This window comes from Pseudomonas sp. LLC-1 (genome assembly GCF_002992185.1).
Classification (GTDB): domain Bacteria; phylum Pseudomonadota; class Gammaproteobacteria; order Pseudomonadales; family Pseudomonadaceae; genus Aquipseudomonas; species Aquipseudomonas monteilii.
Window position 1 is genome coordinate 134,898 of the sequence record NZ_LUVY01000002.1, and the last position, 19,814, is coordinate 154,711.

The 19,814-nt window shown below is 64.0% G+C and carries 17 protein-coding genes, 1 tRNA gene and 1 pseudogene; 9 read left to right on the top strand and 10 right to left on the bottom strand.

Features of this window, described 5'->3' with window-relative positions; all coding sequences use genetic code 11:
* Positions 1 to 51: 51 nt before the first annotated feature.
* A complete protein-coding gene (locus A0O30_RS00700) occupies positions 52 to 987 on the bottom strand; it encodes a chemotaxis protein CheV (RefSeq protein WP_016714890.1) in 936 nt (311 codons plus the stop codon).
* Positions 988 to 1,338: 351 nt separating this feature from the next.
* Between A0O30_RS00700 and A0O30_RS00705 the strand changes: the two genes are divergently transcribed.
* The 3 genes from A0O30_RS00705 (at position 1,339) to A0O30_RS00715 (ending at position 3,759) form a co-directional block, all read left to right on the top strand.
* Positions 1,339 to 1,848, top strand: coding sequence for a histidine kinase (locus A0O30_RS00705; RefSeq protein ID WP_105945237.1), 510 nt, complete (start codon positions 1,339 to 1,341; stop codon positions 1,846 to 1,848).
* A 365-nt stretch (positions 1,849 to 2,213) separates the two neighbouring features.
* Positions 2,214 to 3,110 carry a sensor histidine kinase gene (locus tag A0O30_RS00710; protein WP_105945238.1) on the top strand — a complete coding sequence of 299 codons (897 nt, stop codon included), beginning with the start codon at positions 2,214 to 2,216 and terminating at the stop codon, positions 3,108 to 3,110.
* Entirely contained in the window at positions 3,100 to 3,759 is a 660-nt protein-coding gene (locus A0O30_RS00715; protein ID WP_016714887.1) for a response regulator transcription factor, read from the top strand. Before A0O30_RS00710 ends, A0O30_RS00715 begins: the two co-directional genes overlap by 11 nt.
* On the opposite strand, the gene yegS is transcribed toward A0O30_RS00715, so the two are convergent.
* Positions 3,743 to 4,630: a lipid kinase YegS gene (gene yegS, locus A0O30_RS00720; RefSeq protein WP_105945239.1), complete on the bottom strand. Its 888-nt coding sequence runs from the start codon at positions 4,628 to 4,630 to the stop codon at positions 3,743 to 3,745. The two genes, A0O30_RS00715 and yegS, sit on opposite strands and share 17 nt — an antisense overlap.
* 315 nt (positions 4,631 to 4,945) lie before the next feature.
* Here yegS and A0O30_RS00725 point away from each other — a divergent pair, with 315 nt between their 5' ends.
* On the top strand, positions 4,946 to 6,193 hold the full coding sequence (locus tag A0O30_RS00725; RefSeq protein ID WP_105945240.1) for a glycosyltransferase family 4 protein: 1,248 nt from the start codon (positions 4,946 to 4,948) through the stop codon (positions 6,191 to 6,193).
* Here A0O30_RS00725 and glp read toward each other — a convergent pair.
* Both glp and moaB read right to left on the bottom strand, forming a co-directional pair.
* Positions 6,182 to 7,408 carry a gephyrin-like molybdotransferase Glp gene (glp, locus tag A0O30_RS00730; protein ID WP_105945241.1) on the bottom strand — a complete coding sequence of 409 codons (1,227 nt, stop codon included), beginning with the start codon at positions 7,406 to 7,408 and terminating at the stop codon, positions 6,182 to 6,184. The genes A0O30_RS00725 and glp overlap by 12 nt on opposite strands.
* Positions 7,392 to 7,931, bottom strand: a complete 540-nt coding sequence (gene moaB / locus A0O30_RS00735; RefSeq protein ID WP_016714883.1) for a molybdenum cofactor biosynthesis protein B — start codon at positions 7,929 to 7,931, stop codon at positions 7,392 to 7,394. Before moaB ends, glp begins: the two co-directional genes overlap by 17 nt.
* Positions 7,932 to 8,118: 187 nt before the next feature.
* On the opposite strand from moaB, the gene A0O30_RS00740 reads away from it, so the two are divergent.
* Together A0O30_RS00740 and A0O30_RS00745 are read left to right on the top strand one after the other, a co-directional pair.
* A complete protein-coding gene (locus A0O30_RS00740) occupies positions 8,119 to 8,340 on the top strand; it encodes a YgdI/YgdR family lipoprotein (protein ID WP_013971697.1) in 222 nt (73 codons plus the stop codon).
* Between the two features lie 80 nt (positions 8,341 to 8,420).
* A tRNA-Pro gene (locus A0O30_RS00745) sits at positions 8,421 to 8,497 on the top strand.
* Positions 8,498 to 8,551: 54 nt separating this feature from the next.
* Here the strand turns inward: A0O30_RS00745 and A0O30_RS28125 are convergent.
* The 3 genes and pseudogenes from A0O30_RS28125 to A0O30_RS00755 form a co-directional block, all read right to left on the bottom strand.
* A complete protein-coding gene (locus A0O30_RS28125; protein WP_371257737.1) occupies positions 8,552 to 9,319 on the bottom strand; it encodes a methyl-accepting chemotaxis protein in 768 nt (255 codons plus the stop codon).
* 165 nt (positions 9,320 to 9,484) lie between these two features.
* Positions 9,485 to 10,168 (bottom strand): annotated as a pseudogene (locus A0O30_RS28130) (methyl-accepting chemotaxis protein); the annotation flags it as partial.
* A gap of 172 nt (positions 10,169 to 10,340) precedes the next feature.
* Entirely contained in the window at positions 10,341 to 12,104 is a 1,764-nt protein-coding gene (locus tag A0O30_RS00755; protein ID WP_105945243.1) for an ABC transporter transmembrane domain-containing protein, read from the bottom strand.
* Between the two features lie 209 nt (positions 12,105 to 12,313).
* On the opposite strand from A0O30_RS00755, the gene A0O30_RS27795 reads away from it, so the two are divergent.
* Positions 12,314 to 12,487: a PA1571 family protein gene (locus A0O30_RS27795; RefSeq protein WP_177410238.1), complete on the top strand. Its 174-nt coding sequence runs from the start codon at positions 12,314 to 12,316 to the stop codon at positions 12,485 to 12,487.
* Positions 12,488 to 12,539: 52 nt separating this feature from the next.
* On the opposite strand, the gene pdxB is transcribed toward A0O30_RS27795, so the two are convergent.
* From pdxB to rlmM, 3 genes are all read right to left on the bottom strand, one after another.
* Positions 12,540 to 13,682 (bottom strand): 4-phosphoerythronate dehydrogenase PdxB, encoded by a 1,143-nt coding sequence (pdxB, locus tag A0O30_RS00760; protein ID WP_105945244.1) that lies wholly within the window; start codon positions 13,680 to 13,682, stop codon positions 12,540 to 12,542.
* Between the two features lie 60 nt (positions 13,683 to 13,742).
* Entirely contained in the window at positions 13,743 to 13,985 is a 243-nt protein-coding gene (gene tusA, locus A0O30_RS00765; RefSeq protein WP_003248727.1) for a sulfurtransferase TusA, read from the bottom strand.
* A gap of 76 nt (positions 13,986 to 14,061) precedes the next feature.
* Positions 14,062 to 15,126 carry a 23S rRNA (cytidine(2498)-2'-O)-methyltransferase RlmM gene (gene rlmM / locus A0O30_RS00770; RefSeq protein WP_105945245.1) on the bottom strand — a complete coding sequence of 355 codons (1,065 nt, stop codon included), beginning with the start codon at positions 15,124 to 15,126 and terminating at the stop codon, positions 14,062 to 14,064.
* A gap of 224 nt (positions 15,127 to 15,350) precedes the next feature.
* Here rlmM and acnA point away from each other — a divergent pair, with 224 nt between their 5' ends.
* A complete protein-coding gene (gene acnA, locus A0O30_RS00775) occupies positions 15,351 to 18,092 on the top strand; it encodes an aconitate hydratase AcnA (RefSeq protein ID WP_105945246.1) in 2,742 nt (913 codons plus the stop codon).
* A 135-nt stretch (positions 18,093 to 18,227) separates the two neighbouring features.
* A complete protein-coding gene (locus tag A0O30_RS00780) occupies positions 18,228 to 19,793 on the top strand; it encodes a PAS domain-containing methyl-accepting chemotaxis protein (RefSeq protein ID WP_016714875.1) in 1,566 nt (521 codons plus the stop codon).
* Positions 19,794 to 19,814 lie beyond the last annotated feature (21 nt).

The following is a 19,814-nucleotide window of genomic DNA, read 5'->3' on the forward strand; positions in this document are numbered from 1 at the left end:
GCTGCCTCGCGTCATGCCAAAAGCCAAGCTTATACCTGGCCGGCCCAGGGTTCACGCAGTGGCGGTGTCCAGTAGCAGGCGTTGCTTGACCACGTCGACCAGGCGATCGGGCTGGAACTTGGACAGGAAGTTGTCGCAACCCACCTTTTTCACCATGGACTCGTTGAAACTGCCCGACAGCGAGGTGTGCAGCACCACGTAAAGCTGGCGCAGGCGTGCATCACTGCGGATCTCGGTGGTCAGCCGGTAGCCGTCCATTTCCGGCATTTCGGCATCGGTAAATACCATGAGCAGCTTCTCGCACACGTCTTCGCCGGCATCGGCCCAGCCCTTGAGCATACGTAGCGCTTTCAGGCCATCACTGGCCACATGCAGTTTCACGCCTAACTGGGACAGCGTATCGCGCAACTGCGCCAAGGCCACGCTGGAGTCATCCACCAGCAGCACCTCGCGGCCACGCGCCCGGGCCAGCACCGGGTCGGCGAGTTTGTCGCCAGAGACCCGGGCGTTGTACGGCACGATCTCGGCCAGCACCTTCTCTACGTCGATAACCTCCACCAGCTTGTCATCGACCTTGGTGATGGCGGTCAGGTAGTGTTGGCGCCCGGCACTGGAAGGCGGCGGCATGATCGACTCCCAGTTCATGTTGACGATGCGGTCCACACCACCGACCAGGAAAGCCTGCACCGAGCGGTTGTACTCGGTGACGATGATGGTGCTGTCCGGCCCCGGCTGCAGCGGGCGCATGCCAATCGCCTGGGACAGGTCGATCACCGGCAGGGTCTGCCCGCGCAGGTTGACAACACCGCAGACGAAGGCGTGGCGCTGGGGCATCAAGGTCAGTTTGGGCAGTTGCAGCACCTCCTGCACCTTGAACACGTTGATCGCGAACAACTGGCGACCGGCCAGGCGAAACATCAGAATTTCCAGGCGGTTCTCACCCACCAATTGCGTGCGTTGGTCTACCGTGTCGAGAATGCCAGCCATTGGAAACCCCCCAGGCTTGAGTCGGAAAAGGTGAAATCATCTACCCTGTATCGGCGGTTTCACGCGCACCTTGACCCTTGCGGGAAAATACCGCCAAGGCAATTGATATCACTTTACCATCATGCTTTACTGCGGGCACACCGGGATAAACCGAGGGGGCTGCAAAAGTTCCCCACCCTGGCCCCGCATCAGGGAAACCCTTAGTCGCAATCGGGCGCAACCTGATGTTCGCGATATCCTTTAGCCATTAATGTGACGCCATTCTCACTGCATGAATGGAGTCAGGCTTTTGCTAGCTATCGTTTCGGCGTGCCCGCCCCCTGCGCCTACCCCACGCGCGGGGACCTGACAATGGACACTGCCTTATCGTTCGACGATGCCCTGCAGGGCTTCCTGCTGGATGCCCAGGTACTGCTGACCCAGGCGCAGGAATGCCTGCAGCATCTGGAACTGATCGACAATGATCCGGATGCCTGCCGCTGCCTGGGCAACGCCCTCGACAGCCTCGCCCGTCAGGCCACACGCCTGGGCCTGCGTGAAGTCGCCCATTACACCACTGCCCTTCAACAGTTGCTCGCCCCGGCCTGCCACGGTGGTTGCCTGCAACGTGCAGCCCTACCCGCGATAGGGGAGTGCCTGACCCTGCTGGCCTGGCAACTGGAACTGGTCGACACCCGTACCGGGCGGCTGAACCTGGACATCGGCGAGCAACTGGTGCTACTGGGTGAATTGGCAAAGGTCGTGCAACAACCTTTTGCGTCAGCCTGTACGTCATGCGATGAGCAAGGCAGCGTGTGCATTCACACCCAGGGTGAAGTGGCAGCCAGCAGCCGCCCTGACCGGTCTAACCCGGCGCTTTAATTGACGCATAGTGCAACTAAGTACCGTTGTTCAAGCCCCACCATGGTCAAACTTGGAAAGTTCTCCAGGTTTTCAGTGGCCCAAGTTGAACCCTGCCCCCGCTAGTTGCAGTACAAGTGCGTACAGCACGATTAAAGGGTGGCACTTTGCTACCCGAAAAGACCGGACCAGCAGGCGTTTCAAAGCGTTTCCCAGCCGCGACCGATGCAATGCAAAGTGGTAATATGCGCCCCCACAAAGGCTTGCAACCTGAAGCAAGGTTGCAAGATCACGCATTCGAAAAAACATCGAAAGTACTGCGCCAAAGCCTCTGACCAGCATTGTGCAAGGCCTCCATCAGCAATACTTCAGTGGCTTTCCTACTTATGTTCCCACGCTTGAAGACTTCTCTGCGTTGCTGCTCCCGCGCTGCCCTGCTGCGTTGGGCAACGGTCGGGCTGTGCGTGGCCTCGCTGGTTGCGAACCTGGCGCTGTACCTGGCCAGCCAGGCCATCCCGGCCAGCCTGCTGGTGCTGCAGCTGGCCGCCACGCTGGGCGCCGCCGTTCAACTGGGGCTGGGCGCCAGGTCGATCAGCCTGCGCCCGGCCGAACTGGCCGAGCGCATGCTCAAGGTGCAGGAAGACGAACGTCAGCACCTGAGCCGGGAACTTCACGACGATATCGGCCAATTGCTCACCGCTGCGAAGCTGCAGTTGCAGTGGCTGCAGCGGCGTATGCCCGACGAGCTGCAGGGCCACTGCGATGCCTTGCGCGGCACGCTGGATGACACCCTGGGCAACGTGCGCGATGTGTCCGCCCTGCTCAACCCCCGGCAGCTCGCCAGCCTTGGCCTGGAAGCCAGCCTGCGCGCGCACCTGGTACGTACCCTGGCCAGCAGCAGCGTGCACTGGAGCCTGGCGTGCAACCAGCGCCTGGGCGGCATCGACGAAGCCGTGGCCATGGCCGTGTTCCGCATTACCCAGGAGGCGGTGACCAACATGTTGCGCCACGCCCAGGCACACAACCTGGTCATCCGCCTGCAGCGCACCCCTGAAGGGCTGGCACTGTCGATCCACGACGATGGCCGTGGCTTCATCCCCGTCCGACACCCGGCCGAGGCAGGCCAGCGCGGCCTTGCCGGCATGCAGGAGCGGGTAACCGCGTTGCAGGGCAGCCTCGACATCACCAGCCAGCCTGGCCTGGGCACGCAGATCGAAGCGATGTTCCCCTGGCCCCCGCGCAGCCAGCAACGCGCCCGGAGTACTGCCACCCATGACCTGTAGACTGCTGCTGGTTGACGACCATTCGCTGATCCGCGCCGGGGTGCGCGCGCTGGTCTGTGACATTCCTGGCTATGACGTGATCGGCGAAGCTGACGATGGCGGCCAACTGCTCGAACAGGTGCGCACGCTGGCGCCCGACATCGTCTTGCTGGACATTTCGATGCGCTCCACCAGCGGCCTGGACGCCCTGACTCAACTGCGGGCCAGCGGCAACGCCTGCAAAGTGCTGATTCTGTCGATGCACACCGACCCCGACCTGATCATGCGGGCGCTGGAAAGCGGCGCCCACGGCTATCTGCTCAAGGACACCAGCGCCACCGAACTGGAGCAGGCCCTGAGCGCAGTGCGCAACGGCGAGCGCTACCTCAGCCCGGCCATCGCCCACACCGTCATCAACCAGGCGCTACGGCACACCAAACAGGGCAAGCAGGCCGCTGGCGAGCGGCATAACCTCACGGCCCGGCAACTGGAAATCCTGCGCCTGATCGTGCGCGGCAAGTCCACCCGGGAAATCGCTGCGGGCCTTGGCCTGTCTATCAAGACGGTCGAAACCCACCGTTCGCAAATCATGAAGCGGCTGCAGATTCATGACGTGGCTGGCCTGGTACTGTTTGCCGTACGCGAGAAAATCATCAGCCTGGACGACTGAGCAATGGCGACCCGGCCGGCAGGTGCAGGCGTATCGCGGCTGGCCTGGCCTGAAAGCGCAGGTTGTCGGCCTGCAACGGCTCGCCATCGAGGTTGATATCCAGCCCCTGCGAACTCTTGATTTCCACCCAGGGCAGCCGGGCCCGAACGAACAGGCCATCACCGGCCAGCAGATCGCGCAGAGCCCCGACCACTTCCTGCGGCGCAGGCAGGATGGCGATGTCCAGCAAACCGTCGTTCACCACCGCTTCAGGGCATAGCACCTGCCCTCCCCCAGCCTGGCGGCCATTACCGATACCCAGTGCCAGCAAGCTCCCTTGCCACTGAAAATCAGGCCCTTGCAGTTCCACCGAAGCTGCCTGCAGTTCGCTGAAGCGCGACAAGCCGGTGAACAGGTAGGCGGCCGCCCCCAGCACTTTTTTCAGGTCTTCGGAGGTGTTGGCGGTAACCTGGCTGCCAAATCCGCCTGTGGCCATGTTAAGGAACAACTGGTCGCCAGCCTGGCCCAGGTCTATCGCCTGGGCCGGCGTGTTCAGCAACGCCAGAGCCGCAGCAGGCTCCAGCGGTATACCTGCGGCTCGGGCGAAGTCGTTGGCAGTGCCAAGGGGCAACAGCGCCAGGCTGGCATCGGCGCCGGCCAGCCCCATGGCTTCGGCCACGTCGCGCAAAGTGCCATCCCCACCACCGGCGACGATATGGCTGTAGCCTGCGCTCAGCGCCTCACCGACCAGCCGCTGCGCATCACCCGCCTCCCAGGTGACACGTACATCCAGTGCCCAGCCGGTATCGCGCAGGTCATGCACGGCGCTGCGCAGTTCTTCGTTCATCGCCTGCTTGCCGTGCAGGATCAGCATTGCCTTGCGCCCTTGCATTGCGCGTCTCCGTGAAGTTGAACCACCCAGATCTCGACCATGCGCAGCCACGGATCGTTGCATGGGTGCAAAAAAATAACGAAGCCGGCGCGGTCTTTTTCCCACACCCGACAATGCGCGGCTATGCTCAGAAAATGAACTTTTGACAAGTTTTTGACCCAGGCCAACATTTTTCCTAGGGAGGTCAGCCTTTTGACTTCTGTTCGCCGGGCCAATCTCGATCCTGGCCATGGACGCGCCCCCCGGCAGTGGAGTGCATAGCGCTGCCGATGGGCGCGTCTTTTCATCCGCAGCCTTCAGCGAGGATTCCGGGTCATGCGCATTCTCTGGACACTGCCGTACCTGCCTTGGCCAACGACCAGCGGCAGCAAGACCCGGCAATACCACCTGATGCGCGCACTGGCACAGCAAGGCCACCGCATTACCCTGCTGGTGCAGTCGAAAATCCCGCTTAGCGATGCGGCCCGCGAAGCCCTGGAGCCGCTACTCGAACGGCTGATCGTGCTACCCCGCCGGCCACTGCACAGCCCGCTGAACTTGCTGGCCTCGCCGATCATCGACTACCCCATGCGGGCGATCATCAATGGCCTGTCCCCTTGCCTGCGGCACCGCTTCGAGCAGTTGCTGGACGAACCGTGGGACGTGATCCAGATCGAGCACAGCTACAGCTTCCAGCCGTTCGAAAAGGCTCTGCAGGCGCGCGGGCTGCCCTACATGCTCAGCGAGCACACGCTGGAGTCCGTGATGGGCGGTGCCTGCCACGACCGCCTGCCGCTCTGGCTGCGCCCGCTCAATGCCTTTGACCGCTGGCGCTACCGGCGCTGGGAACAGCGGGTGCTGCGCCAACCTACCGAGCTGGTGGCGGTCAGCGCCCACGATGCCGAGCTGATCGCGCAAATCAGCGGGCGCCCGGTGAACGTGGTGGTCAATGGTGTGGATTGTGATTTCTACCAGCACGTGCAACCGGCGCTGCATAGCCAGCGCTTGTTGTTCGTGGGCAACTTCGAGTATGGCGCCAACCTGGAAGCCATCGAGTGGGCGCTGGAAGACATCATGCCGCAAGTGTGGATGAGCAACCCGGCGGTGCGCCTGGCGATAGCCGGGCATGCGCTGCCGATCAGCTGGAAATTGCACTGGAACGACCCGCGCATCGAATGGTTCGGTTACCGCCCTGACCTGCGCGAGCTGCAAAAGCGTTCGGCACTGTTCTTCGCCCCGCTGCGCTATGCCGGCGGCTCCAAAGTAAAAATCCTCGAGGCCATGGCCGCCGGCCTGCCGGTGATCACCACCGGCATAGGCGTATCGGGCCTGGCCGCGAACAACGGTGAGCACTACCTGGGCAGTGATGACGGTGACCAGCTCGCCCTGCTGATCACCCAACTGCTCAACCAGCCCTGGCGCATGAGCCAACTGAGCGATGCCGGGCGGCAATTCGCCCGACTACGCCACGACTGGAGCGTGGCGGCCCAGCAACTGGAGAACGTGCACATGCGCCTGGCCCAGGCAGCGCCCGCCGAGGCCGCGCCGCTGGGCAGTGCCTGGCTGGGCCGCTCAGCCAAGTAGCTCGCTGAAGGGGATGAACGGCACGCTATCGCCCGGTTTTGGCGTACTGCCTTCGCGCACCTCCACCAGGCCCTCGGCCCAGGCGGCACTGCGCAGCACCCCCGAGCTCTGGTTCTTGTAGATGCGCACCTGGCCCTGTTCGATGCGCGCGCGCAGGTATTCGCGGCGCGTGCCAGGCTTGGGCCAGTCGAAGCCCGCCGGCATGTCGAAACGCAGCGGCGTGACATCGGCCACCCCCTGACGACGAAGCAAGTAGGGCCGGGTCAGCAGGCCAAAGGTGACCAAGGTCGAGGCAGGGTTGCCCGGCAGGCCGATCACCGGCACGCCCTGGAAGTGACCGAAGGTCAGCGGTTTGCCCGGTTTGATCGCCAGCTTCCACAACGCCAGCTCGCCGGCTTCGCGCAGGGCAGCACCGAGGTAGTCGGCCTCCCCCACCGAGACACCGCCGGTAGACAAGATAAGGTCAACGTCGCCCAGCGACGCCAGGCAGGCACGGGTACGTGCAAGGTCATCCGGCAGGATGCCCGCATCGACCACGTCGCAGCCCAGTCGCTGCAACCAGCTGACCAGCAGCCGACGGTTGCTGTTGTAGATTTGCCCAGGGCCCAGCGGCAGGCCGGGCTCGACCAGTTCGTCACCGGTGGACAGCACCGCCACCCGTACCTTGCGCACCACATCCAGGCGACCATGGCCCAGGGTCGCCGCCAGGCCCAGTTCGATCGGCCCAAGGCGGGTGCCGGCGCTCATTACCTGCTCACCCTTGCGGGTTTCCTGGCCCTGAGGGCGTATGTTCTGCCCGGTTTGCAACGTTTCAAGAAAGCGTACCCGGCCATCTTCGAGCACCTCGGTGTTTTCCTGCATCTCGACGCAGTCGGCCCCTTCCGGCACCGGCGCACCCGTAAAGATGCGCGCGCAGGTGCCTGGCTGCAGCGGCTGTGGCGCATGCCCGGCAAAAATGCGCTGGCTGACCGGCAGCGGCTGGCCCTGCCAGTCGGCGCTGCGCAAGGCATAACCGTCCATGGCGCTGTTCGGCCAGGGCGGCAGGTCGAGCGAGGCCACCAGGTCGGTGGCCAGCACGCGGCCTTCGGCCTCGGCCAACGGCAGGTTTTCGGTCTCGCGGATGGGCGCCGCCTCGGCCAGCGCCAGCAGTTGCTCCAGGGCCTGCTCCACCGGCATCAGCGGCCGGGCCTGGCCGGCCTCAGCCACGGCTGTCACAGGCCGCTGCCTGCTTCAGGTGTGCAACGAAGTTGCACGGGCGATGGCGGGCATCGAGCTGTTCGGCAAGGATGCCATCCCAACCGGTGCGCACGGCGTTGGTCGAGCCCGGCAGGCAGCACACCAAGGTACCGTTGGCCAGCCCGGCCAAGGCACGCGACTGCACCGTGGAGGTGCCAATGTCGGCCACGGAGATCTGCCGGAACAACTCTCCAAACCCCTCCACCTGTTTGTCCAGCAGGCAGGCCACCGCCTCGGGCGTGCTGTCGCGGCCGGTAAAGCCGGTCCCCCCCGTGATCAACACTACCTGCACGTTGTCATCGGCGATCCAGGTGGCAACCTGGGCGCGGATCTTGTACAGGTCATCCTTGAGCAGCACGCGCTCGGCCAAACGGTGGCCGGCCGCACTCAGGCGGTCGACGAACAGCTGCCCGGAGGTGTCGGTGTCGAAAGTACGGGTGTCGCTGACCGTGAGCACGGCGATGTTCAGCGCCACGAAGGGGGTATCTGCCTTGGCTTTCATGGGTGTCCGTCACAACAGGATGAGATGCCCGCAGTTATATCACAGCGCACCTTTCCCGACGTTGCGCCCATGGCGATTGCCCTCGGTCAATAGGCCGGGTTTGCCGCTATGCTGCACTAAAGAAGGAACTTGCATGGACACCCTGCGTCTTAACTGACAACTAGCACCATCGCACTGGAGAAACACGATGATTCAACGGACCCTACCCGCCTTCCTGCTCGCCCTGGGCCTGGGCGCCCTTGCCGGCTGCGCTTCGCCGACCGTCATTACCCTGAACGATGGCCGCGAAATCCAGGCCACGGACACCCCGAAGTACGATGAAGACTCCGGTTTCTACGAATTCGAGCAACTGGATGGCAAGCGCACCCGCCTGAACAAGGACCAGATCCGCACTGTCAAAGAGCTCTGATCCAGGCGCCCGTTTTGCAAAGCCCCTTTAAACAACAAGGGCTTGTGTGCAAAAACGGGATGCAGTAGGATTTTGTTCATCGGAGTGTAGCGCAGCCAGGTAGCGCGTCTCGTTCGGGACGAGAAGGCCGCAGGTTCGAATCCTGTCTCTCCGACCAGATCCTGCTCGAAAAGCCCGCCTTGTGCGGGCTTTTTGTTGTGCCTGAAAACGGTCAGGCCGTCAGGCGCGAGGTCACCTCACCCAACTGCCCCGACAACCCATGCAAGCGCTGCCCGGCCTGCTCGGTATGCTGCACGGCCTGCTGGTTGGCCGTGGCAATACGGGTGATTTCGATCAGGTTGCGCGAAATGTCTTCGGCTACGCTGGTCTGCTCTTCGGCCGCCGTGGCGATTTGTCGGTTCATGTCGCGGATCGCCTCTACGGACTGGGTGATGCGCTGCAGCATCTGCCCGGCCTGCTGCACCTGCTCGGCCCCCTCCTCGCTGCGCTGCTGGCCGCTTTCGATCGCCTTGACCGCTTCTACCGCCCCCGACTGTACGGCCTCGATGATCTGGTGGATCTCGGCAATCGACGCAGCCGTGCGCTGGGCCAGGCTGCGCACCTCATCGGCAACCACCGCAAAACCACGCCCGGCTTCGCCAGCACGGGCCGCTTCGATGGCTGCGTTGAGGGCCAGCAGGTTGGTCTGCTCCGCGATGCCACGGATCACCTCCAGCACTTTGCCAATGCGCGTGCTGTCGTGCTCCAGGTCGCGGATTACCGCCGCCGTGCCGGCGATTTCGCGGTTGACCACACCGATAATGTCGATGGTCTGCTGCATCACCTGCTCGCCGGCCTGGGCGCTGTGGTCGGCGTCATCTGCCGCGCGAGCGGCCTCGGCGGCGTGGCGGGCGACCTCCTGGGCGGTGGCGGACATCTCGTGCATGGCCGTGGCCACCTGGTCGGTACGCTGGAACTGGTCGTGGGTGCCACGGGCCATGTCGCCGGCGATGCTGCGCAACTGGCCACTGGCGCCTTCCAGCTCCTGCGCGTTGTCCTGCAGGCGGCCAACGGTCTCGGCAAGGAAGTCGCGCAGCGTGTTGGCAGCCCGCGCCAGGCGCCCCAGTTCATCTTCACGGCGGCTATCGACCCGGGCGGCGAAACGCCCTTGGCTCAGTTGCGCGACATACTCGATCAGTTGGCGGATCGGCTCGATCAGGCTACGGTTGACCAGCCACAGGCTGAGCAGCCCCACCAGCACCGCCGAAGCCAACATCACCAGCAAGCCCAGCCATACCGTGCGCTCGGCGCTGGCGCTGATGCTGGCCGCACGCTGGCGCGCATCGGCACGCAACTGCTCGACCAGCTCGCTCATCTGCTCGCTGGCGGCGCGGTCCACGCCTTTGACCGCCTGGTCGCCGGCTACCGGGTCACCACCTGCGGCAAGGAAGGCCTGGCGGCCCTGCGCATAGGCCTGGCCCAACTGCCGGTGGCTGTCACGCAGCTGCTGCAACGGCGCCTTGAGCCTGGCGTCGCTGCTGTCGATCAATTGCCCGAGCAGCGCTTGAACCTGTTGTTCACGGGCCTGGAACTGCTGCCAGTACTTGTCCATGTCTGCCGGCTGACGCCCGCGCAGCAACACGTTCTTCCATTCCTGTACCTGAATCTTGAATTGCAGGTTGGCTTCGTCGATCAATTGCGAGGCCCGCAGCGGCCCGTCGACCAGCTCGGCATAACCGCGCACGCTGGACGACAGGAACTGGAAACACACCAGGGCGATCAGCAACATCGCCGCCAGGCTGCCGCCGAGCAGCGAGAGAATTTGCACTCTGAGGGATTTACGCAACATCTAGGGTCTCGGAACCAGAGAGAGAGGGCTGGGGCCGCTGTGCAGCCCCCATGACTGGCAGGCCAAAAAAAAGCTGCCATCAAGCAATGGCAGCCAGGTCGAGCACTTACGCAACAGTTGAGGCAGATACTCTCAGGCAATTGCTACAAAAATGTTACAAAACCGCGACACCCTACCCTGTGGTGAACTGCAAGGCCGCCAAGCGCGCATACAGCGGGCTTTCCTCGATCAACTGACGGTGTGTGCCCACCGCCACCAGCCGCCCCTTGTCGATGACCGCGATTCGTTCGGCATGCTGCACCGTGGCCAGGCGATGGGCGATCACCAGCGTGGTGCGCCCGGCCATCAGGCTGGGCAACGCCTGCTGGATCAGGTGCTCGCTCTGTGCGTCGAGGGCGCTGGTGGCTTCATCCAGCAACAGGATCGGCGCATCCACCAGCAACGCCCGGGCAATCGCCAGGCGCTGCCGCTGCCCACCGGAAAGCCCGATGCCGCCCTCGCCCAAGGGCGTCTGGTAGCCTTGCGGCAGCTGCCGGATGAATTCATCGGCATAGGCACCGCGGGCGGCTGCCTCGACTTCCGCCAGGGTTGCCTCGGGCCGGCCATAGCGGATGTTGGCCTCCACCGTGCCACGGAACAGCGAGGGGTTTTGCGCCACCAGGGCGAACTGGCTGCGCAGCTGGTCAGGGTCGAGGGCGGTAATCGCCTGGCCATCGAGCAGGATGCACCCTTGCTGTGGGTCGTAAAAACGCAGCAACAAATCGAACAGCGTCGACTTGCCTGCACCCGAGGGGCCAACCAGGGCAACGGTCTGCCCAGGTTCGATGGCCAGGCTCAGGCCATCGACAGCCGCCACCGTAGGCCGTGACGGGTAGGCGAACACCACCTGCTGCAATTCGATGTGCCCGCTGGCCCGCTGTTTTGGTAGCACCTGCGCCAGCTCGGGCGGCAGGATTGCACTGCGCGCAGCCAACAGTTCGGCAATACGCTCGGCGGCACCGGCGGCACGCTGCAGCTCGCCGATCACCTCACTGAGGGTACCGAAGGCGCTGCCGACGATCAGGCTGTAGAACACGAATGCAGCCAGCTCGCCTGCAGAAATACGCCCGGCAATCACGTCCATACCACCGACCCACAACATCACCCCCACCGCCCCCAACACCAGCACGATCACCAGGGTGATCAGCCAGGCACGCTGGGCAATCCGCTTGCGGGCCACGCTAAACGCGGCTTCGACCGTGCCCGCGAACAGTTCGCGGTCGTGCGCCTGGTGGTTGTAGGCCTGCACCGTCTTGATCTGCCCCAGCGTTTCGGCCACGTAGCTGCCCACATCGGCCACCCGGTCCTGGCTCTGCCGCGACAGGCTGCGCACCCGACGGCCAAACAGCAGGATAGGTGCCAGCACCAACGGCAGGGCCACCACCACGATACTGGTGAGCTTGGGGTTGGTGATGAACAGCAACACCACGCCGCCGCTGACCATCAACGCGTTACGCAGGAACATCGACAACGATGAGCCGATGACCGACTGCAGCAAGGTGGTGTCCGCCGTCAGCCGCGACTGGATCTCGGAGCTACGGTTGTCTTCGAAAAAGCCGGGGTGCAGGCCGATCAGGTGATCGAAAACGGCGCGACGGATATCGGCCACACACCGCTCGCCAATCCACGAGACCAGGTAAAAGCGGCTGAAAGTGCCCACCGCCAGGGCCAGCACCAGCAGCAGGAACAACCCGATGGTCTGGTTGAGCTGGTGCGCGGAGCGGGTCATGAAGCCCTGGTCCACCAACAGGCGGATACCTTGGCCCATCGACAGGGTGATGGCGGCAGTGACCACCAGGGCCAGCAAGGCCAGCAGCACTTGCCGGCGATAGGGGCGGACGAAATGCCAGGCCAGGCGCAAGGCGCGGCGCTGACGTGGGGAAACCGATTCGGGCATGGCGACGACCACAATGCGGGGGAAGCCGCAGACTACCACTCATCCAGGCTGTGGGAATGCCTGCAGGTTGCTATAGCCCATCGGTCTAACCAGACTATGGAGCTTTCACAGCGTTTCTGTTGGACTGTTTCCAGCGTGATACGGAAACAGTCACAGGCCAGTCACGGCTCAGGGCTAACCTGGGCCAGAACCTGATGAGGAGACACCGAATGAGCTTGCAGCATGGCAGCGACAACCAAAAGCCCAAGACCACCCCGCAACCTAAGGTGTGTGGCTCGATCATCGACGCCCAAGGGCGCGAAGTGCCGATTACCGAGCAGATGATCCAGCAGGCCTGCGAGGCGCTGGAGAAGAGCCGGGTCAAGCGCGTACGCGAAGGTTGATCTGCGAATTACTTGCAACCCGGCGCTTGCGCCGGGTTTTTATTGGCCTGAATCAGGCCAACACCCCACCCAAGGCATTGACCAGCTGTGCCAGCTGTGGCGACTCACCCCGCAAGCGCACCGCCAGCCCTTCGATCTCGCGACGTGGCGGGTACTGCTTGCGCAACTGGTCGAACGTCGCCCGCTGCAGCTGCGGGTCGTCGCTCAGGCTGCGGCGGAAGTCCGCATCGTCGCGGCGCGGGTCGTACACGGCGCGGCACAGGGTCGCCAAGGCCCAGGCCGGGTCGGTGCCGGCATCCAGTTCGATTTGTGCCAGTGGCGGCCGGGGCAGCAAGTCTGCCAGTTGCACCTGCTCGTCCACGCCGAGGAAGCGGCACAACGCCTGATAGATCTGCGCCGTGCCACGCTGGCGGCCATCGAGGCTGTAGCCGGCAATGTGCGGCGAAGCCAGCGTGCACAGGTCGGCCAGTTGCAGGTCGACCTGCGGCTCGCCCTCCCACACATCCAGCACCGCATGCACGTCTTCACGGTCCAGCAGCAACTCGCGCAAGGCGGCGTTGTCCACCACCGGGCCACGACTGGCGTTGATCAGCCAGGCCCCTGGGCGCAACTGCGCCAGCTGAGCCTGGCCCAGCAAGTGCCAGGTCGGGTGCTCGCCGGCACGCTGCAACGGGGTATGCAAACTGATCACATCGCACTGCTGCAAAATCGTCTCGAGGCTGACGTAGTCGCCACCCTCGGCGGCCTGACGCGGCGGGTCGCACACCAGTACCTTCCAGCCCAGGCCGTGAAGCACCCGCACCAGGCGGCCGCCCACCTCACCCGCACCCACCACGCCATACACGCGTTCGGGCAATGCCACGCCATCCAGCTCTGCCAGGGTCAGTACGCTGCCCAGCACGTAGTCGACCACGCCGCGTGCATTGCAGCCCGGCGCACTGCTCCAGCGGATGCCGGCTTCGGCAAAGTAGTCCAGGTCCAGGTGATCGGTGCCGATGGTACAAGTGCCGACGAAGCGTACGCGGCTGCCTTCGAGCAGCTGGCGGTCGACCTTGGTCACCGAGCGCACCAGCAGGATATCGGCGTCCTTGACGCTGGCGGCATCGAGGCTTCGGCCCGGGTAGCGGCGAATTTCACCGAAACCCTGGAAGAAGGCATCGAGCAGCGGGATGTTCTCGTCGGCAACTATCAGCATGGCGCTCTCCTGTCTGGGGAACGCAGTGTAGGCGCAACGCGGGGCGTGTTCCAGAGCGCTTCAGTCGGCTTTTTTGCGGATCCAGTACAGGAAGGTGCCGGCGTCCTCTTGCTGCTGCAGCAATTCGTGGCCGAGGAAGTTGCAGAACTTGGGAATGTCACGACGGGTCGACGGATCGGTGGCGATGACTTTCAGCAGGCCGCCAGCGGCCAGGTTGCGCACATGCTGGTGCAGCATCATTACCGGTTCCGGGCAGTTCAGGCCGGTGGCGTCGAGGATGGCATCGGGGGTGAAATCGGTCATGGGGGGCTCCACAAATGATCGTTATTGTCGCGCATAGGGCCGTTTCGACCAAGGGGCTGGCTTGCAGCCCCCGAAATCAGCGCGGCTTCAGGTCCAGTCTGCGCAGATGGCAAGTCACTTCCTCACGGTCGTGATACAGCTGCTTGCAGGCAATCGATACCCGGATCTTGCGCGCCTTGAACGTCGCCTCCATGCGGTCGAGCAACCGGCGTACTTCGGCATAGCGTTGCTTCATCGGCAACTTCAGGTTGACCACTGCCTCGCGGCACAACCCCTCACCCAGCCAGGTTTCGATCAGCGAAGTGGTGCGCGCCGGCTTCTCGACGATGTCGCACACCATCCAGTCCACCGGCTGCTTCGGCTGCCAGGTGAAACCGTCGGCCATCAAGTGCTGCACCAGGCCGGTGTCCATCAGGCTTTCGGCCATCGGCCCGTTGTCGATGGCCGTCACCAGCATGCCACGACGTACCAGCTGGTAGGTCCAGCCACCCGGCGAGGCGCCCAGGTCGACACCGGTCATGTCATCGCCCAGGCGCTGTTCCCACTGCTCACGCGGGATGAACTGGTGCCAGGCCTCTTCCAGCTTGAGGGTCGAACGGCTGGGTGCCTCGCGGGGGAATTTCAGGCGCGGGATGCCCATGGGCCACAACGCGCTGTTGTTGGCCGGGGCCAGGCCGACAAACACCCGCCGGCCGCTGATGAAGGTGAGCAGCAGCCGTGGGCGGCTGGCATCTTCGACCAGGCGGCCGGCCTTTTCCAGGGCCTTGCGCAGCGGCACTTCGAACTTGCGACAGAAGGTGGACACTTCCTTGCCTTCGTTGCTGTCCAGCACTTCCAGCCACAGGCTGCCGAACACCGGGAAGTCGGCCAACTGCGCCAGCAGCACACTGATCCGGTCACTTTCCGGTAACTCGACAAAACCGCCACGGGCCCACTGCCGAGGGAAAATCAGCTCGTTGAAGCGCAGCGCCCCCATCAACCGCTCGGCACCGCCGTCTTCACTGCAGACAAACTCGGCGCTGGCACTTTGTGGCTTGCCTTTGGCATAGCCGGCAATGCCCAGGCGGGCGGCATGTTCGCTGATTTCGGCGCAAACCTCGCCCTCGAAACCGGGCCGGCAATGCATGAACAGGGTATTCATCTCTCACTCCACTACGGCTGGCGCGCAACAGGCGCCGGCAGGGCGGCGATGATAAAGGAAGATCGGAACCTGCGACATGCCCCATCGGTCCAGAAAAGGGTCAGGGGCCGCAAAGCGGTCTAACCTGACCTTTCAGCCAGGTCCGTACCGTGCGGACCGAAACAGAGCGGTGACACCGGTAAACCTTGAGTATTTGCCGGGCACCGGCGCAGAAGGAGTTGGCAATGCCCTCGCTCGATAGCCTGAACACCCTCAAGCCCCTCCAGGTCGGCAACCAGACCTACCACTATTTCAGCCTCACCGAAGCCGCCCGCCAGCTGGGTGACCTGCAACGCCTGCCCATGTCATTGAAGGTGCTGCTGGAAAACCTGCTGCGCTGGGAGGACGGCCATACCGTCACCGGCGACGACCTGCGCGCCCTTGCCCAGTGGCTGGGCGAGCGGCGCTCCGACCGCGAGATCCAGTACCGCCCGGCGCGGGTGCTGATGCAGGACTTCACCGGCGTGCCGGCCGTGGTCGACCTGGCCGCCATGCGCGCGGCCATGGCCAAGGCCGGTGGCGACCCACAGCGGATCAACCCCCTGTCACCGGTGGATCTGGTGATCGACCACTCGGTAATGGTCGACCGTTATGGCACACCGCAAGCCTTCAACGAGAACGTCGACATCGAAATGCAGCGCAATGGCGAACGCTATGCCTTCCTGCGTTGGGGCCAGAGCGCCTTCGACAACTTCCGCGTGGTGCCGCCGGGCACCGGCATCTGCCACCAGGTCAACCTGGAGTACCTGGGCCGCACGGTATGGACCCGTGAAGCCGATGGCCGCACCTACGCCTTCCCCGACACCCTGGTGGGTACCGACTCGCACACCACCATGATCAATGGCCTGGGCGTGCTCGGCTGGGGTGTCGGAGGCATCGAGGCAGAGGCGGCCATGCTCGGCCAACCCGTGTCGATGCTGATCCCCGAAGTGATCGGTTTCAAGCTGACCGGCAAGCTGCGCGAAGGCATCACCGCCACCGACCTGGTGCTGACGGTTACGCAAATGCTGCGCAAGAAAGGCGTGGTCGGGAAGTTCGTCGAGTTTTACGGCGATGGCCTGGCCGAGCTGCCATTGGCCGACCGGGCGACCATTGCCAACATGGCGCCGGAATACGGCGCCACCTGCGGTTTCTTCCCGGTCGACCAGGTGACCCTGGACTACCTGCGCCTGTCGGGCCGCCCCGAAGCGACCGTGCAACTGGTCGAGCACTACTGCAAAGCCCAAGGCCTGTGGCGCCTGCCTGGCCAGGAGCCGCTGTTCAGCGACAGCCTGGCGCTGGACATGCACGAGGTCGAAGCCAGCCTGGCCGGGCCTAAACGGCCACAGGACCGGGTAGCGCTGGGCCAGGTCAGCCAGGCGTTTGACCACTTCATCGAGCTGCAACCCAAACCGCTGGCCAAGGACGTCGGCCGCCTGGAAAGCGAGGGTGGTGGCGGCGTAGCGGTGGGCAACGCCGACCAGGCGGGCGAGATCGACTACAACCATGCAGGCCAGACCCACACCCTGCGCGATGGTGCAGTGGTGATTGCCGCGATCACCTCGTGCACCAACACCTCCAACCCCAGTGTGATGATGGCCGCCGGGTTGGTGGCGAAAAAGGCGCTGGAAAAGGGCCTGCAACGCAAACCCTGGGTCAAGAGTTCGCTGGCACCGGGCTCCAAGGTGGTCACCGACTACTTCAAGGCCGCCGGGCTCACCCCCTACCTCGACCAGTTGGGCTTCGACCTGGTCGGCTATGGCTGCACCACCTGCATCGGCAACTCCGGCCCGCTGGATGAAGCGATCGAGAAAGCCATCGGCAGCGCCGACCTCACCGTGGCGTCGGTGCTGTCGGGCAACCGCAACTTCGAAGGCCGTGTGCACCCACTGGTCAAGACCAACTGGCTGGCCTCGCCGCCGCTGGTGGTGGCCTACGCCCTGGCCGGCAGCGTACGGCTGGACCTGACGCGTGACCCGCTGGGTACCGGCAAGGACGGTCAGCCGGTTTACCTGCGCGACATCTGGCCCAGCCAGCAGGAAATTGCCGAAGCCGTAGCCAAGGTCGACACGGCGATGTTCCACAAGGAATATGCCGAAGTGTTCGCCGGCGATGCGCAATGGCAGGCCATCGAGGTGCCGCAGGCCGCCACCTACGTGTGGCAGCCCGACTCTACCTATATCCAGCACCCGCCGTTCTTCGACGGCATCAGCGGCCCGCCGCCACAGATCGTCGACATCCAGGGTGCGCGTGTGCTGGCGCTGCTGGGCGACTCGGTGACCACCGACCACATCTCACCGGCCGGCAACATCAAGGCCGACAGCCCCGCCGGGCGCTACCTGCGTGAGCAGGGGGTGGAGCCACGCGACTTCAACTCCTACGGTTCGCGGCGTGGCAACCATGAAGTGATGATGCGCGGCACCTTTGCCAACATCCGTATTCGCAACGAAATGCTGGCGGGTGAAGAAGGCGGCAACACCTTGCATGTGCCCAGCGGCGAGAAGCTGTCGATCTACGACGCGGCCATGCGCTACCAGCAGGAAGGCACCCCGCTGGTGGTGATTGCCGGCCAGGAATACGGCACCGGCTCAAGCCGCGACTGGGCAGCCAAGGGCACCAACCTGCTGGGGGTCAAGGCCGTGCTGGCGGAAAGCTTCGAGCGTATTCACCGCTCCAACCTGGTGGGCATGGGCGTGCTGCCGCTGCAGTTCAAGGCCGGTAACGACCGCAAGCAACTGGAGCTGACCGGCAAGGAGCAAATCGATGTGCTGGGTTTGAATGGCGCGCAGATCCGCCCGGGCATGAGCCTGCCCTTGCGCATCACCCGCGAGGATGGGCAGCAGGCGCAGATCGAGGTGCTGTGCCGGATCGATACCCTGAATGAAGTGGAGTACTTCAAGGCAGGGGGGATTTTGCATTATGTGTTGCGACAGCTGATTGCCGGCTAAGTCAGCAAAGCCTGGGGCCACCGCACAGCGGCCCCAGGCAGGGCTGGCATGCCTGCAATCGTTCACATTAAATAATCATTCAATAAAACCAGTCCCTTGCCGATACCTGTCGAAAGCCTTGCGGACTATCAACCCATGCGTAACAACCAGCCGATTACCCAGAGAGAACGGACTTTCCCTGCCCAGCAGCGGTTGATCTCCACCACCAATGCCAAAGGTGTGATCACCTACTGCAACGATGCCTTCATCGAAATCAGTGGGTTCACCCGCGAAGAGCTGACCGGTGCGCCGCACAACCTGGTGCGTCACCCCGACGTGCCGCCCGCCGTGTTCGCCCATATGTGGCAAACGCTCAAGCAGGGCCAGCCCTGGATGGGCATTGTCAAAAACCGCTGCAAGTCTGGCGACCACTACTGGGTCAATGCCTATGTCACGCCGATCTACGACAACAACCAGGTCGTGGGCTTCGAGTCCGTGCGGGTCAAGCCCACCGCCGAGCAGATCCGTCGCGCCGAGGCGCTGTACCAGCGCATCAATCAGGGCAAGCCGCCAGTACCGCGCCGCGACAAGTGGCTGCCGGTGTTGCAGGACTGGCTGCCGTTCATCCTGATCAGCCAGGTAGGCTTCCTGATCGGCAACTGGCTTGGCCACTCCTGGGGCTTCGCCTTGGCCGCCGGGCTTTCCGTACCGTTGGGCCTGCTTGGCCTTGGCTGGCAGCAGCGCGGCCTGAAGCGCTTGCTGCGCCTGGCCGAACAGACCACCTCCGACCCGCTGATCGCACAGATGTTTACCGACAGCCGTGGTGTGCAGGCGCGCCTGGAAATGGCCATGCTCAGCCAGGATGCCCGCCTGAAAACCTGCCTGACCCGCCTGCAGGACAGTGCCGAACACCTCAGCGACCAGGCGCGCCAGTCCGACGCCCTGGCGCACAAGAGCTCCTCGGGGCTTGAGCGTCAGCGGGTAGAAACCGAGCAGGTCGCCGCTGCAGTCAACCAGATGGCCGCCACCACGCAGGAAGTGGCCAACCATGTGCAGCGCACCGCCGACGCCACCCAGGAAGCCAACCGCCTGACCAGCCAGGGGCGGCAGATTGCCGGGGAAACCCGCGATGCCATCGAGCGCCTGTCGGCAGCGGTGGGTGAAACCGGCCAGACGGTGACCCAGCTGGCCAAGGACAGCGACGAAATTGGCGGTGTGGTCGACGTGATCAAGGGCATCGCCGACCAGACCAACCTGCTGGCGCTTAACGCAGCGATCGAAGCGGCGCGCGCCGGGGAAATGGGCCGTGGTTTTGCCGTGGTGGCTGATGAAGTGCGCCAACTGGCTCAGCGCACTGCAGAGTCCACCGGTCAGATCCATGGTCTGATTGCCAAACTGCAACAAACTGCCAGCAACGCCGTACTGACCATGGAAACCGGCCACCGCCAGGCGCAGGAAGGCGTCGACCGGGTGATGCAGGCTGACGAGGCACTGGTAGGGATCAGTGAAGCAGTCGCCAACATCACCGACATGGCCACCCAGATTGCTGCAGCGACCGAAGAGCAGACCGCAGTGGCCGACGAGATCAGCCGCAACATCAGCACCATTGCCGAACTGGCCGACCAGACCGCCGAACAGGCCTTGCACTCGGCACTGCTCAGCGAAGAGTTGACCAGCACGGCGGGGAGCCAGTATTCGCTGGTGGAGCGTTTCAACCGTTAAGGCCTGATACAGGCTTTCCCT